Raw genomic sequence first — 15,466 nt, forward strand, 5'->3', positions numbered from 1 at the left:
GGAGGGACTTGAAGCCTCCCATGCCTATAAATGACTATACTTTTACCAGCTATCAATATTTATCCTCAGTCCAACTCCAGCTTTCCTAAGCAATTCCTCTTGAATCCAACATCCTCACTTTAGGAGTCAAAGCAGGAGTCAAAGCAGGAGTCAAAGCAGGAATCTTCACCAAACCCTCCCGTTTGTTAGCCCGCAGGCTGTTACCTAAAACCATTTCCGATAGATCCGGCATTTCTTGCCAACAGCGCGAGCAGAACCAATAAACCCGATTGTGGCGAGCGTGGCGGAGCAATTGAGAGGAGCAACAAGGGCAGCTATTCATGATATTTTTAAACCTTTTGTAAGATATGGAGCGATAACCAATTGATTGCAAAAATTGACAAATGTCGGCGCATCTCAAATTCAGACACAACAATAAAAAATCTTTTTTCACTCAAAACGCTGAATGTCTCGCAAGTAGCTCTTTTGGACGCCCAACAGCAACACCACAATCAAAAGCTGAATGCTCCAAGGAGCGCAAGAGAAACCGCCAATAAAACAACCGAGTCCGGCAAAAGCCACTAGCACAAAAATATCTTGAGAGGTTTGCCAGTAAATCCAGACGGCCACCAGGGAAAGTACGAGTAGCAAAATGTAAGCTGAGGGCATGGTTATCTTCTCCTGAGGTGTCTGCTGGCAGTCAGGATCGATGCCTGACGATGCGATCAAACTTAAAGCGAAAACCTGAAGAAGTTATGAAGACCCGGAAGTTGTTACAAAAAGTAAAATACTTCGATCGCCCTAATATTTATCCTGTGAATCAGTCCGCTTGGGATCGGAATCTTTTAGAGGCCAAAGGCTATGAAAAATAGATATGGAGATTGCTTAGTTTTTCTATTGGGCTCGCATCGGCTGCTCGCAGCGCACAACAAATACCGCTTAAGCAGCGCAGATTAGTGTCATGTGAAGTTCACCACAAACATTCACCGGAGTTTCACCACTTGCTACCGGACTGAGGTTTTTAGTTTTAAACTAGATAGGACGAAAGCCGTCGGGTCTTTCCTCCTGGCTGATATCCCGCGCGATCGCCTTGCCATCAATCTGAGGCACCATACTAAAGAAACCCTGTTGTTCACGTGTATTTGCCTGCAAGAGTCGCGATCGCCATATACGATGCAATTAACGGGCGCGATTATTTATACTTCCTCCCAGCCCAAAGCTTTGGCGACCTGAGCAGCCAAAGACATCGGTTCAAAAGGTTTAGCAATAACGCTCACCACCCCCAAATCCGCGAACATCCGCCTGTCACTAGCCAGAGCCTTAGCCGTCAGTAAAATTACCGGAATGTGCTGCGTAGCACTATTAGCTTGTAACTGTTGAAAAGTAGTAGGCCCGTCTTGGTCGGGCATCATCACATCCAAGAGAATAGCATCAGGCTGTTCGGCAAGAGCCTTAGCCACACCCTCGCGGCCCGAACTCGCTGTGAGCACTTCCCAGCCCCCGACTACCTCAAGACTGACTTGAGCTACTTCCCGAATATCTTCAGCATCGTCAATCACTAAGATGCGTTTGGCAGTCAAAATTAACATCTTTTTTATGAATTAGAACTTATCGTCCACAGTAGAGGCTAAATGTGAATATTTTGTAAAGCAAACTATTTTATAATAAAAAAAGTACAAAGCCTATCCCTTTTTGGAGTCAGATCCATGCGGTGTACTTTGGGGCGGTCTCAATTTTTAACTGTGCCAATTCTTTAACCGTCTATATGTTTTCATCTCAGTAAGAAAAAATCTAACTATCAGCACCTGCGCCCAACCCTTACTAAATAACGCTTTGGCAATTATTCAATTTTAAAATCTACAATCTCAACTCTCAAAAGGTATAGTTTGGGGTAGACCCGAGTAGAAATTAACTTTCAGTCGCCACCGCCTCCCCGAGTACCGGCAGACTTAAGAAAAAAGTGCTGCCCTCACCCAAAACGCTCTCCACCCACATTCGGCCCCCGTGCTGCTGCACGATACTGCGACAAATAGCCAGCCCCAAACCAGTACCTCCCTTCTGGCGACAATCAGAAGCATCAACCTGTTGAAAGCGCTCAAAGACTATCTCCAGCTTGTCCGCCGGAATGCCCCGCCCTTGGTCTTTGACGGCAATCACGATCGACAAATTCACAGGTGAGTGCTGGTGGATACCAGGCTCAGCACATAACAAAGATGGGGACGAAACCAAATTCAAGCCACCTTTTTCTTGTGCCACAGCCGGATTCTGCGTCAACTCCCCGCTCAGCCAAATTGTACCACCCTCGGGCGAAAACTTGATAGCATTGCTCAGCAAATTTGTCAAGGTCTGAATTAGTCGATCGGGAACACCCCGCAACTGCGCCCCCACAGTCCTCACCAACAGAGTAACTCCCGCTTTCTGAGCCATTCCCTGCATCTCGTCGGCAGCCTGCAACATCAGCTCGCCCACATTGCAAGTTTGTTTGATGGTGGTGCTGTAACTCGACTCCATCCGCTCTAAATCCAGGATGTCATTGATCAAGCGCACCAAGCGGTCAGTATTGCTCACAGCAATCTCCAGCATCCGCTTACCTTTGTGCGGGTGAGCATCAAGCAGCCCGCTGTTGAGGAGGCCGAGGGCGCCGTGAATCGAGGTCATGGGCGTCCGCAGTTCGTGGCTGACAACGGAGATGAATTCATCTTTCATGCGCTCGATCGCCAGCCGATCGGTGATATCTTTAAAAGTCACCACAGCTCCAATAATTTCGCCTCGTTCGCGCATCGGAGCGACAACGTACTCAACTGGAAAACTGCTACCGTCTCGCCGCCAAAACATCTCATCGGTAACGCGCCGCGCTTCTCCGTCTGCCAAAGTGTCTAAAATTTGAGAACTTACCAACGGCCGATTACCAGTCGCCGCGGCGCTGTTTGTTGTCAGCTCAGACCCGGAATTGATGTTTGTTGCAGGTGACAAAGGCTCTATCGCCCCTGGGCGTTCATTCTGTGAACGATTTATGGTTTCAAACAGCGGTTTATCGATCAATTCCTTCGATTCGCAGCCGGCCATTCTTACCGCCGCCGGATTGACAAAAGTTACTTTTCCTTGTTTGTTCAACCCGCAAATTCCTTCTCCTGCGGAGAACAAAATCATTTCTGTCTGGTGGCGCAGTTGTTCGAGAGCTTTTTCGACTCGCTTGCTGTCGGTGATGTCGCGAGCGATGGTAGAAACCCCAGTTACCGCTCCGGTGGCATCTTTAATCGGAGAAATTGTCAGGGACACATCTATCTGTTGGCCGTCTTTGCGCAAGTGTAGGGTTTCGTAATGGTCGATAGTAGCTCCCCCCCGAATATTTTCCAGAATTTGCGACATTTCCTTAGGGCGTTCGGGTATTGCTAAAATTTCGATCGACTCCCCCTTGACGGACTGCGCGCAGTAGCCATAAATTTTCTCGGCTCCTGCATTCCAGCTCTGAATCGTCCCGCCGAGGCTTTTGCCGATGATGCCGTCGTCGCAAGACTCGACAATGGACGCCAAGCGCACGAGTTCGTCTCTAGCTTGCTTGTATTCAGTGATGTCGCGACCCAAAATCACGATACTTTTGCGTCTGCCGTCCGGGTGAAATACTGGTACTTTAATCACATCGTAGATTTTTACAGTACCGTTCGATCGCGGAATCACTTCTTCTCCCCTACAAAGCTGACCTTTTTCCCACGCGCAGCTATCGCTGACTTGGCACGCCTGTAGAGCCTCTCGGTAAAAAATGCTGAGTTCTCCTAGCTGAGCATCTGTCAGGCCGCGGTATTCATCTGCTGATAGCTCGAACAATTCTAATATCGCTTGATTTGCCTTTTGCCACTTCCCATCACCATCTTTAAAGCAGGCAATATCTGGCATGGCATTCATCAGCAAGTCCAGATAGGAGTTTTCTCGCAGTGCAGATTCTACCTGCGCCCGCTTAGCAATTTCCCGTTGCAGGTTTTCGTTTGCCGCTTGCAGCGAGTCGATTAACAAACTTTCTGTAAAAGTCCGTTCTTTAATTACTTCTTGAAGTCTGTGGATTTCTAGAGATAGCTGTCTGCGGGCGAACAAATTTTCTACCCGCAATTGAAGTTGGGCAGTATCTATCGGACTGAGTATCCAATCGTCTATTCTGCGATCGAGTTCTGTTGCGCTCAGCTTTAACTGCCGCTCGGAAACAGCAGGTATTTGGGATTTGCCAACCAACAAAAATGGTAAAAATATCGGAGCTGCTGCTGCTTTTAATGCTTCTACCATCGGGCCGACGCGCTCGAAATTTTCCTCGTCAAGAATGCACAAGTCAAAAGTAATTTCGAGAATGGGAAATTCCGAGTATGGTTCTGCCATCCCATCTAGTACCGTCACCTCATGCTCGGTGTTGAGGTGCGCGATCGGCAAATTACATTGTTGCAGGCGATCTATCAATAGCAAAATGCGGCTCATTAGTTTGATTATTTCCTAATGACTAATGATTTGATACGGAATTAAATTCACCCATTATCGGTTAGTAGCAAAGACTAAATTTCTCACAAAACAGAGGACTGAAGTCCTCACTACTAACTAATTTTATCGAGATCGAGCGATGGTCGGCTGCCACCAGAGCGATCGAAAAAGCAGGCGAAGCTGAAACCAGAATTCAATAAAAATTATATTCTTGAAGTTTAATTGTTTGTCAAGTCAAACAATTATCGCTCTCAAATATGGCTCCATCGAAATTATACCCTGCCAGCAGTTCCACTATAGCCGTATCTACCCCTTGCAGCGCCGCCCAGCAGGCAATTTAGACAAAAATTATTACCAGCATTCGGCACCTTCAACTGTCACAATCGGTTTTTACTTATTTAGAGCGTTGATTTCAGCTAAAAATTAGAGTTTTATAGCGTATATACACTGATAAAACTTTACTCAATGACATAATTTATAACTTTAAAAATAGAAGTTTTTGCGTAATTATACTGTGTAACGCGCTAGCGGAACGTGGACAGCGGACAGTGGACAGTTGACAGTGGACAGTTGACAGTGGACAGCTAGCCTCCCTGTAGCCGAAGGTTTGACAGCTTGCCGTGTAATTCATGCTGTCGCGACTTGTCCCCCCGCAGTCGAAGGGACTCGAAGCAAGCCGAAGCAAGTTTAAGGGTTGGCTGTTTGCTGGCGACTTATCCGGCGTAACCTTGAGCACAGTCTTTCATGAAGTCAAAGGGTTGGCAGTGGGCTATTGGCAGTGGGCTGTTGGCTGTCAAAAATTAGACTGCGCTTGCTTGGGCTGCAAACTGTCAACTGTCAATAAATAGCCGCCCACTGCCCACTGACAACTGTCAACTCTCAACTCTCAACTGCCCACTGCCCACTGTCAACTGTCAACTAACTTTTTACGGCATTCCGATCGCAATCAAAGAATCCAACGGCAGACAGGTAGAATAGCGCTCCCCCGAAGATAAAACCGCAATCAGCCTCATTTGCCAGTCGGGCATAATCTGCAAATCCGCCCAGGGCACAGCTACCTCCAAACATTTATCCAGTCCCACTTGGGCGCGGCTGATGCGGGGATGCCACTCATCGCCCTCTCCTGCTTCCTGAAACCAAATCGATTTTGTCAGCAAATTAATCTCTAACTGATGGTGGAATCGATAGTTTAAGGGTGCTTCGTCGGGCAAATCAGACAGCGGAATCAGACTGTTGTGCATCGTGCGATCGGGATAAAACCAAAACAAATTTAACTGCGGCGGGCAATCAATGCCCGGCCGCACTCCTGCATTGAAGTCAGTGCGAAGGTAAAAATTCAAGTGGTCAACTCCGTACCAAAGTCGCTGAATTGCCGAACTCCGGTGCATCGTACCCCGGGCTCCCCCAACTTCAATCCGGCCGGCTTTGTCCCAATCCTGTTCGTTGCCGATACCGTCGATAATCGGGTGAATAAAGCTCAGCGGCAGGTGGTCGCCTTGAACCTCGTGGGCCTCTACTTGCCGCAGCACTTCAGGGGGTACAGGTTCGCCCAGAGCTTCGTAAATTCCGGCTACGTGTTCGCGGAATAGCCGATCGAACATGGCATCTTGATTCGATGTGTGGCCTTCGCCAAACCACCAAAACCAGTCTGAACCTTCGGCTGCGAAAAGCGCTTCCCAAGCTTCTGGGTTGCTTTCTTCTGTGGCTTCTGGATGATTTGCCAATACTTGTCTCGCCGCCCCTAGCAAATCCCAAGCCCGATTTTTCGCGGGATCGCCGATCCAAGTTGTCAGGGAACCGTCTACCCAAGAACCCGTGTGCAGTTCGGCCGCGGGTATGGTGGCGGTAGCTGGGAATTGGTCGAGAAATTCCGAGACGGTGACTAATTTGATATCTGGGTTGAGGCTGAGGGTTTCATAGAGCGATTCTAAGAAGGGTTTGCCGTCTTGGGGATAGAATTCCCAGCAATTTTCGCCGTCTAGGGCGATCGTCACCAACCACGGATTTTCTAAAGCTGTTTGACCGTCCGGTTGTCGGTGTTTGAGAGTTCTGCCGATCGCCTCTAAGTGTCCCACCAAATCTGATGCTGCTTTCTTCGGTTCCATGGAACCATAGGTAAACCCAATCAAATCAGACAATCGGTGGTCTCTAAATACGATCGCCAAATCACCGTCAGGAGTTTCTAAACGGTAAGGGCGATATAACAATTCTGGTTCAAAAACATTCCCCGCCGCATCGCGGTGAAAAAAGTGTTTAATTGTCCACCCCAATACCGCCTCATCCGAGACAATCCATTTAAACCCTTGTTTAGCAATGTATGGCAAAATTTCCGGGCTTACTGCTTGTTCCGACGGCCACAAACCCCGCGGTTGGCATTCAAATCTGTCTTGATACATATCCCAGGCTTTTCTCAAATGTCTGGGAATATCTTCTGCCCACTGAAACCGATGTTGTGGCAGCGTCATGTTGGGAATAGCTATCCGCCCACCGTTGGTGTCAGCAAGCAGCGGCAAAATCGGGTGCGTATAGGGAGTTGTGGAGACTTCCAACTGTCCCTGGGCTTGCATTTTACGGTGCTGAGGAATGATTCTGGCGAGGATTTCTTTTTGTTTTGAGTATATCTTTTCTCGGTCTGCGAGACTGAAGTTTTGTCCTTGTTTCAGCCAGCCTGCAATCTCGGGGTCGTCCCAAAACAGCGGATCGATCCAACCTAAATTGTGCCACGCCAGCAAGTCGCCATAATCCTGCAAATTCCAGTTTCCCAAGCACCACTGAATGCCTTTTTCTTGCCGCTGAGTGTAGAGTTGAGCGTAGCGGGGATGCGGCTGGATTAGGGTGTGGTAATTGGCGTCAAAGAAGTGTTCTAAAATGAACTCTTTTTCTGCGATATTTAAAGTTTCTACTGCCTTGAGAGTTACCGCCAAGTAAGGGTCTAACGCTTTGTCGGCGATGCAGTCTTCTATCTGCAAAATCAAGGACGGAACCAAGTTTACTGTTTGATGCAGTTTGGGATATTTTGCCAAAATCAACACTAAATCCAAGTAGTCTTTGACTCCGTGCAAGCGCACCCAAGGCAGTCGGTAGCTATCTGCTTGGAGGTCAAATTTTGGGGAGTGCAACAAAGGCGAGTTTGACCTAGAACTGGTGTCTGACCCAGCGGCAGATGCCCGAGATTTATACAAAGGCTGGTGCTGGTGCCAAATAAAGGCGACGTAGAGAGGATGTGACATTGGTAATGAGTTATGAATGAGGTAGTTACGTGTTGTGCAACTTTCCGATAAATTCCACTTCGTTCCCTAACATCAAGTTTATGATGTTTTTGTTAAGTAGAGTGGAACTAAGCCCGATGTCCGACCTACACATTTAGGGCGCGGGGAGTTGCTGACCAATATGGTGTCGATCGCTCCACAGAGCAGCTTTGGCGAGCAACACTGTTGAGGTAGAAAATCTAGAAATCTTGCCGTCAATGGCTCCAGAGATAGATGATAGTTTTCTTTGTTAGCAGGCAGGCTGCTAAATGCAATAAGTATCACAACTTGGTTTAAAAGCCCGCTCTTTCGGTTTCCCTTACCCTAAATTTATTATGTCATCAGTTAAACAGCTTGCTGTCCGAGGGGCAGTATGGACGATCGCTAGCTATGGGATCAGTCAGGTGCTGCGGTTGGGTAGTAACCTGATCCTGACTCGCTTGCTAGTACCCGAAATGTTTGGTCTGATCGGTCTGGTTTACGTGTTTATCACGGCTCTGCACCTGTTCTCAGATGTCGGTATCGGTACTAGCCTGATCCAAAACAAGCGTGGGGAAGAACCAGATTTTCTCAACACAGCCTGGACTTTGCAGGTATATCGCGGCGTGATTCTTTGGTTGTGCACGCTTTTGCTAGCCTGGCCAATTTCCCATTTATACCAACAGCCTCAGTTTATCTGGTTGATCCCTGTGGTGGGTTTGGGGACAGTGATCAGCGGGTTCAATTCAACTTCGGTGTTCACGCTCAACCGGAATATGGCTTTTCGTAAGCTAGCAATTTTTGAGTTGTCGGGACAGTCGATCGGGATTGTGGTAATGATTGTGTGGGCTTGGTTCAGTCCGACCCTCTGGGCGATATTGATGGGTTCCTTCGCATCGCAAATTCTGCAATTGGCGTTGAGCCACTATTGGAATTCTGGTTCGCCTCACCGCTTCATCTTGAATCAACAGATAGTTAGAGAAATTCTGTCTTTTGGAAAGTGGATATTTGTGTCCACGGCTTTAACATTTTTTGCTGAGCAAGCCGATCGGCTGATTCTCGGTAAAATACTGACGTTGGATGTCTTGGGCGTTTACGGGGTTGCTCTGACACTTGCTGACATACCTCGCTCTATTACTTTAGCCCTAAGTGGCAAGGTGATGTTTCCGGCTATTACCAAGTTTGCTGAGGAGCCGCGCGAGATACTTCGCGCTAAGATTCTTAAAAATCGCCAACCGATCCTGATCGCATTTGCTGCTGGATTAGCACTTTTGGTTAGCTTTGGGGATGTCGTCATTAAGATACTGTATGACGATAGGTATATTGACGCTGCTTGGATGTTGCCGATCCTAGCTCTGGGTATTTGGCCTCGGGTACTCTGCAATACTGGTATTGAGTCGGTTCTATTTGCGATTGGCAAGATTCAATATCCCGCTTTCGGTCAATTTTTGCGCTTTATCTGGACTAGCCTCGGCATCTGGGTGGGATTTTCCCTCGTCGGATTACCGGGGGCGATCGCTGCCGTTGCTCTCAATGACCTTGGCTTCTACGCTGCAATTAGCTACGGTCTCTGGCGCGAAAAAGTCAGTTGTCTGCTCCAAGATTTGCAAGCTACACTTCTGCTGTTCGGGTTACTTGCAGCAATCCTGGCTGCTCGCTACTCTTTGGGGTTTGGTCTTCCGATCGATTTACTGCTGCAAAAATACTTTTAAATTTCAGCCCTCATTCACGTGCTGAGTGAGTTGAGGGCCCTACAGACTATTCATTACTTTAATCCTGTTCCTTTCAGGTAGAGGTCGCCCCCAACTCTCAACTCTCAACCCTTCGGCTTCGCTCGGGGGGCGAGCTGTCGGCTGTCAACCCCTCGACTCCCCTCGACTTCGCTCGCGGCAAGTCGCCCAAGCGTGAGCTTCGACTACACGGCAAGCTGTCCACTGTCCACTGTCCACTGTCCACTGTCCACTGTCCACTGTCCACTGAATCAAGGCCGCCGCCCGACGAGCCGGGACACCCCTTCAGAGAAGTACCGGGGACGTACTGCTTGGTTGGAGATGTAATGGATCGCGATCGCCTCGGAAGCATTCGTCTCCTGTCCCATCTGATACGAAGGCGGCAGTTGATTCCACCCGAACTCCCCCGCCGTCAGGGCCAACAGCATTTGCTCTGCAAAATAATGGGCGCGCCATTCGGGCTTGTAGGCGACGAGCATCCGCTCCATGAACCTAAACTGCTCGTCGCCAAATTTAGGCAGAACCACCAGCCCGCCGTTGAATCTCGATTCAATGCGAGCGCCGCACTGCGCCTCTACCTCGTTCACCGGAGCGCAGACACTCACCCAGTCAAATGTGTCGCGGAAACTGGTTAGGGCCGGGCTTTTTAGAGCAGCACACTGTTCTAGAACCTCAGCGGGTCGATCGAATACCAAAACATCGGAGTCTATACCAACCACAACTCGGGCGTTTTCTGACATATGAGAACCGAGGAGTCGCGAGCCGAAAAAGTGAGTGTGAGAGAAGGTGCGCAAAAATTCAAACTCGCTCCCGGCCAACCGCCGATCGACCAAACTTCCGACCTCTTCCGGCAACAGGAATCGCACTTGGGGAAAGAATTTGCGAAACCGCAAGACATCTTCCGGGCTGATGGAACCGTCGGATTGGATGACTGGGGTCATCTTGCCGTCTCCCCATCGCAGCAGGCTCCACAAGCTCCAGATTCCCATGGTTACGTTGGAATGACTGCACAGCATATGAAGTTCTACATCCGACGCCACAGGAGTCTCGATCGGGCTGAGAACACCTTCGGACATTAACTGATCGAGCAGGTTCCCCGCCCAACGATTCAGACTATCGAGGCGCCATTTGTAGCGGACTTCCCGATGTCCGCCGTCCAACAATACATACTTTGCGTATCCCACCTGCTGGCGAATCGCCTGCAAAAAGTTCTGGGAAGAAGGGGTAGCATTCATCGTCTTTAATGGCTCCATGCGCTTTCCTAAATACAAGCAGGTAGTGCTCTGACGCTCGATAGTCTAGAATTCAGACCTATCCAAGAATCGAGGGCGGGGACTGTGAAATTACTAACAAGCCCAAGCTACATTACCTGTTCGACTTCGGCAATTTCTGGGATAGCCTCGCGCAGGCGGCGTTCAATGCCCATTCTCAGGGTCATTGTGGAACTGGGACAAGAGCCGCAAGCTCCTTGCAGTCTCAGGTGTACTACTGGGCCGTCGATTTCTACGAGTTCGACGTTGCCGCCGTCGGAGATCAGGTAGGGGCGCATTTCATCGAGAACTGTTTCGACGTTATCTCTGGTTAGTGCTAGTGTCGTCATATTTTTGCCTTTGTGATGATTTTTTACTGTTTGTTCGGTTCGAGCGTAGCCTGACTTACTGTCAAATCCAGCCGTCTTGGGCGCGCAACTTCGATCTGTAGGGTGGGCGACGGGCCGCGCACCCTAATCTATAAGATTAAACTACTGCTGGTTCTAGCAGTTTGACGTTGGAATAGTTAAACTCGGTTGTTGTCAGTTGACCTTTTTCTTTCGATCGCACTACTTGCTTGGTCATCACATAATAGTCGCCTATTTTGTCAAAGGTATCTTCAAATTCTAGTTCTCTGATGATTTCGTTGGTTTCTGGGTTGCGGAAAACCGCATCATAGTGGCTGGCCAAAGAACCTTCGGGTGTCTCTAAGCTTTGGTGCGTGTCAATTACGAAAGCCATGCGGCCCATCACCCGGCTGACTTGACAAATTGACAGACCTCGGATTTTATAGTTCGAGCCCATTGAGTCGCCTTGCACTAAAATATCCACAGCTTCGCTGCTGTCCTTCTCGCCGAGGGTGAAGGTATTTTTGCCGTGAGATTTTTCAAAGGTCGATCGCTTGCGGTGGGTAACAATGTCCCGCATTTGGGTGTAAACGCTCTGCTTGACTTCCTCGTCTGCTATGCCGCTGACTTCCACTGTCATGTCTGGTTTGATGGAAACATGACCCGTATATACTTCGTCGCCGCCTTTGAGTTCAATATCGGCGCTGTAACCGGGAAAGTTGGCATCCCAGGTGTAACGGTGTTCGTAAGCAGCGCGAAATAAATCGCGAGCGTTGGCTGGTTCTGTCATAAATCTCTCTTTCTATTTAACACCCATCTAGTTTAGCTTAACCGCTTCGGGCAACGCATTCAGCGCACAGGCGGGTTTCCGAATCCCGCCCGCGCGCTCGGACAGAGGGTGCTGCTGGGTTTTTGTTCCATCGCCACAAAAATCAACTGTGATGTATTGGTTGCTCGAATGCGGGAGTCAAGTGACAAAATGGCTGGAGGTATCCATCGCGGTCGATCGGCATCCACCAGTTTAGTTATGGGTTATCTTAAAAAAACTGGTGTTCGCTTTTTACGGGTTGCACCTTTAGCAACTATTAGATAGAACTCCCCATTAATAAAATGCTAGAAACCGTCTACAAACATTTAGAAAAGTTGCAGCAACAAGTTAAAGACTTGCCGCCTGCCCAACAGGCAATTTTAAAACAAGCGGTCGAAGAGTTATCAAATAGTCTGCAAGAAATGACAGCGAGCAGCCTTTTTGAAAGCGCCACAAATAAAGCAGCTAAGCTGGTTGAATTTGAAAAAACCAATCATTTGTTGGAACGTACTGTGGCGCAGCAAACAACGCAAGTCAGAAAGTTACAGGAACAATTGGACAAAGAAATAAGCCAGCATCGCCGGGACAATCTAGCATTGACTAAAAGCGAAGCTAAACTGCAAGCAGCCTTGCGGAATTCTCCCGATATAATTAGTATTATCGGCTCCGACGGGCGAGTAAAATACCACAGTGCAGCTCTAGAGCGGGTTTTGGGTTACAATTCAGAAGAAAGAATTGGCAAGTTTCACGGTGAGTTGATCCATCCAGACGATTTGCTGGCTTGGCGCTCTTATTTTGGTAATCTGCTAGAAAATCCCGGAGTTGGGAAACCGATCGAATATCGCAAACGTCACGCTAACGGTTCTTGGATCTACTTGGAGTCGATCGGCAACAGTTTGCTTTACGATTCTAGCGTGCAAGGAATTCTGATTGTTTCCCGGGAAATTGGGGAACGCAAGCAAGCAGAAATCGCAGTGCGGGACTCGGAATCGCACTACAAAATTATATCGCAAATTACTTCTGATTTTGCCTATTCTTGGCAGGTACTCGCAGACGGCAAGTTCGCCTGCGAATGGGCTACAGAGGCTTTTGAGCGCTGCACGGGCAGCCTTCCGAAACAATTAGAATCCTTGGGTTGGTGGAGTTTGGAACTCGTTCATCCCGATGACAGAGAAATGTTAATCAAGCAATTAGAAGGTTGTACTTTCAGCCGCACGGGAACCAACGAATATCGCATTATCGATCGCCAAAAACAGGTGCGCTGGCTGCGGGATTCGTGGCAAGCTGTGTGGGACAAAACTGAAGGGCGGGTTGTCCGTTTGTGGGGCGTTTGTCAGGATATTACCACTTTCAAGCAAGGAGAATTGAAGCTGCAACTGGCGAACGAAGTTTTGCAAGCGCAGGTAACATCGGCACCGCTGGCAGTTAACTGTATCGGCAATGATGGCACCACTGTTGTGTGGAACCGCGCTGCTGAAGAACTTTTTGGCTGGACTGCTGCTGAGGTGTTGGGGCAACCTTTGCCGAATATTCTGGAAGGACAAAAGCAGGATTTTTACGGGGTGCTGAAGTCTGCATCCAATGGCAAACTGCAAAATGGTTTGGAAGTGTCTTTGTTGAAAAAAGATGGTAGCTCGATCGATGTTTGGATGTGGGCTGCACCCATACGAGATGCTGGCGGCGAGACACTCGGCACTATCAATATATTTTCTGACCTTTCAGAACGCAAGCGGATAGAGGAGGAACGCCAAAAACTAGCAGCACTCAAAAATATGGAAGAACCTTTTTGGGCGCGCTATGTCAGCCCTTCCAAAACTCCGAGTAAAAAGCGCGATAAGTAATGCGATCGATCGCCAGTTAAAAACCTTAACAAGTTGAAACAGTCATGTTTTGCTGGAGAGTTTGCTTGGCTTAAAATCAGTGTTGTAGGTTTGCAATCAAGACTTTAACTCTCCGATCTTTATGGGGAATTGCATTTCTAACACTCAAACCGATTGAATCTGCATCTGGCGACACAAATAATATGATAAATACACCCGGATGGTACCTGAAGTAATTGGTATGCCCGACTCTAGCAAACCGTGATTGCATAAAAATAATTTGTAACCTGCTGCCGAATTTATAGAAACAATCTATAGATGAAAATGTCGGCTTTGCTAGGCACAAGACTGATCTGCACGCCGTCACAGCCTACTTTTTAAGTCTCCGGCTCCAATTTTGACTGGTGCTGAGATTTCTCCTGAATCCTCAAATCCGCTAACTCTGCATGGGTCTTGCAAGCTTCAGTTACCTGAATGCAATCTAAAACATTACCAATTACCTTAGAAAGGTGGAGAGCTGAACGGTGAGCTTCTTGGATAAAACTTCTCTCCTCTATTGGATCGTCTGCCATATCATCTACGGTTAGTTGAAGATAGCCGATGATGTGATTTAAGGGAGTGCGAATCTCATGGGATGCTGTCAACAAGAATTGCTTTTTGAGCTGGGATATTTCTTGTGTTCGCTGGCTGTTTTGCTGATAGAGGGTGGCAAGGGCGATCGCGCTTCCTACTTGATCTGCAAGTTCTTGTGCGAATTCGATCTGGCCTTCAGTCCAAGGTCGATCGATCTTACCATCCCCCGACAATTCGCTCTGACACCGATGCAAACTAATTATGCCGTTAGGTTGCTCTTGATAAGCCGTAGCCACCACTAGCACCGACTGCCACTCACAACAATCGTCGGCTGTAAAGGACTCTATTACCACAGGTTCGAGGGTGGCTAGAGCTTGAATGAAATGAGGTGCTGATGTCAGCGAGACTTCCATTCCCAGCATAGGTAGAAATGGTTTTTGGCAGTATTCAGCAGCTACTTTGACTTTCAGGCTAGAAATTTGATAGGGACAAATAATGCAGCGGCTGACGCCTAGTGTTTGTCCCAGACTTTTAACTGTTTGCTGCCAAATACTATCAATATCCAAACTGCGACGAATTTTTCTACCAATTTGGAGTAACAGTTTTTGCGATTGAGCTGATATTTGCTGATTCATAGCAACCGTTTTCTCTGAAACTGGAAAAATTGTATCACTCCGCCAACACAGCAGGAATTTAGTTAACTTACCAGTCGCAGGTTGTCCGACTAAGGAATTACGTAATTACACTTGTATCCTGGCACAGTATGCTAAAAAATACTCAGTAGTCTAGGTATCTTTACAATATCTTTATGAGTATTACATGAAATTGAAGTCGTCAAGCTTTCTTAATATATCTTTACATTTGGGGTGCTGAATCTGGATTTGTCTTGTGAGTTGGCGTTAACTCTGGTGAATTGCGTATTGCTGGGGGTAGATTCGTTGGTAGAAGCGTTCAGGGGAGCGATCGACGTTAAGTTTGATTCCTAGCCCTCGGGTTCAACTGATGCGAGTTCTGGGGCGACACGGAATTACGGGGCGACGGTCTGAAGAGAAAACATCCCACAAGCGAACTCAGAAGCAATAAATGTAATAAATGATACTTACTAACTATATCTAATGCAGTATGAAAATTGCAAATTATTGATAACTTTATATCCGGGAAACAGAAGTCATGGATACAGCGATACATAGCGTTTTTCTCAAAGATCGGCTATGTCCCAATACGGTTCACTTAAGACAGATCCCCCCTAACCCCCCTTAAAAAGGGGGGGA

General features: G+C 47.9%; 12 protein-coding genes. 3 read left to right on the top strand and 9 right to left on the bottom strand.

What is annotated here, in order from left to right; all coding sequences use genetic code 11:
* Positions 1 to 85: 85 nt before the first annotated feature.
* The 4 genes from QT974_RS17280 to QT974_RS17295 all read right to left on the bottom strand — a co-directional run bounded on the left by QT974_RS17280 (position 86) and on the right by QT974_RS17295 (position 4,440).
* Positions 86 to 322, bottom strand: a complete 237-nt coding sequence (locus QT974_RS17280) for a hypothetical protein (protein WP_333469676.1) — start codon at positions 320 to 322, stop codon at positions 86 to 88.
* Positions 323 to 429: 107 nt separating this feature from the next.
* Positions 430 to 648, bottom strand: coding sequence for a hypothetical protein (locus QT974_RS17285; protein ID WP_333469677.1), 219 nt, complete (start codon positions 646 to 648; stop codon positions 430 to 432).
* 527 nt (positions 649 to 1,175) lie between these two features.
* The gene (locus QT974_RS17290) at positions 1,176 to 1,568 is read right to left on the bottom strand and encodes a response regulator (RefSeq protein WP_333469678.1); all 393 of its coding nucleotides are present in this window, start codon (positions 1,566 to 1,568) and stop codon (positions 1,176 to 1,178) included.
* A gap of 319 nt (positions 1,569 to 1,887) precedes the next feature.
* Positions 1,888 to 4,440, bottom strand: a complete 2,553-nt coding sequence (locus QT974_RS17295) for a PAS domain S-box protein (RefSeq protein ID WP_333469679.1) — start codon at positions 4,438 to 4,440, stop codon at positions 1,888 to 1,890.
* A 629-nt stretch (positions 4,441 to 5,069) separates the two neighbouring features.
* Here QT974_RS17295 and QT974_RS17300 point away from each other — a divergent pair.
* A complete protein-coding gene (locus QT974_RS17300; RefSeq protein ID WP_333469680.1) occupies positions 5,070 to 5,288 on the top strand; it encodes a hypothetical protein in 219 nt (72 codons plus the stop codon).
* Positions 5,289 to 5,366: 78 nt separating this feature from the next.
* Here the strand turns inward: QT974_RS17300 and QT974_RS17305 are convergent, their stop codons facing one another.
* Positions 5,367 to 7,670, bottom strand: coding sequence for a glycoside hydrolase (locus QT974_RS17305; RefSeq protein WP_333469681.1), 2,304 nt, complete (start codon positions 7,668 to 7,670; stop codon positions 5,367 to 5,369).
* A gap of 353 nt (positions 7,671 to 8,023) precedes the next feature.
* Between QT974_RS17305 and QT974_RS17310 the strand changes: the two genes are divergently transcribed.
* Positions 8,024 to 9,379 carry an oligosaccharide flippase family protein gene (locus tag QT974_RS17310; protein WP_333469682.1) on the top strand — a complete coding sequence of 452 codons (1,356 nt, stop codon included), beginning with the start codon at positions 8,024 to 8,026 and terminating at the stop codon, positions 9,377 to 9,379.
* Between the two features lie 269 nt (positions 9,380 to 9,648).
* On the opposite strand, the gene QT974_RS17315 is transcribed toward QT974_RS17310, so the two are convergent.
* The 3 genes from QT974_RS17315 to QT974_RS17325 form a co-directional block, all read right to left on the bottom strand.
* Positions 9,649 to 10,632 (bottom strand): hypothetical protein, encoded by a 984-nt coding sequence (locus tag QT974_RS17315; RefSeq protein ID WP_333469683.1) that lies wholly within the window; start codon positions 10,630 to 10,632, stop codon positions 9,649 to 9,651.
* 125 nt (positions 10,633 to 10,757) lie between these two features.
* Positions 10,758 to 10,997 carry a NifU family protein gene (locus QT974_RS17320; RefSeq protein WP_194064818.1) on the bottom strand — a complete coding sequence of 80 codons (240 nt, stop codon included), beginning with the start codon at positions 10,995 to 10,997 and terminating at the stop codon, positions 10,758 to 10,760.
* A gap of 136 nt (positions 10,998 to 11,133) precedes the next feature.
* Positions 11,134 to 11,784, bottom strand: a complete 651-nt coding sequence (locus QT974_RS17325) for a DUF3386 domain-containing protein (protein WP_333469684.1) — start codon at positions 11,782 to 11,784, stop codon at positions 11,134 to 11,136.
* 320 nt (positions 11,785 to 12,104) lie between these two features.
* Here QT974_RS17325 and QT974_RS17330 point away from each other — a divergent pair, with 320 nt between their 5' ends.
* The gene (locus QT974_RS17330) at positions 12,105 to 13,643 is read left to right on the top strand and encodes a PAS domain-containing protein (RefSeq protein ID WP_333469685.1); all 1,539 of its coding nucleotides are present in this window, start codon (positions 12,105 to 12,107) and stop codon (positions 13,641 to 13,643) included.
* Between the two features lie 356 nt (positions 13,644 to 13,999).
* On the opposite strand, the gene QT974_RS17335 is transcribed toward QT974_RS17330, so the two are convergent.
* Complete coding sequence (locus QT974_RS17335) at positions 14,000 to 14,830, bottom strand: GAF domain-containing protein (RefSeq protein WP_333469686.1); 831 nt, start codon at positions 14,828 to 14,830, stop codon at positions 14,000 to 14,002.
* Between the last annotated feature and the right edge of the window lie 636 nt (positions 14,831 to 15,466).

The organism is Microcoleus sp. BM001215392 (assembly GCF_036700185.1).
GTDB lineage: Bacteria > Cyanobacteriota > Cyanobacteriia > Cyanobacteriales > Microcoleaceae > Microcoleus.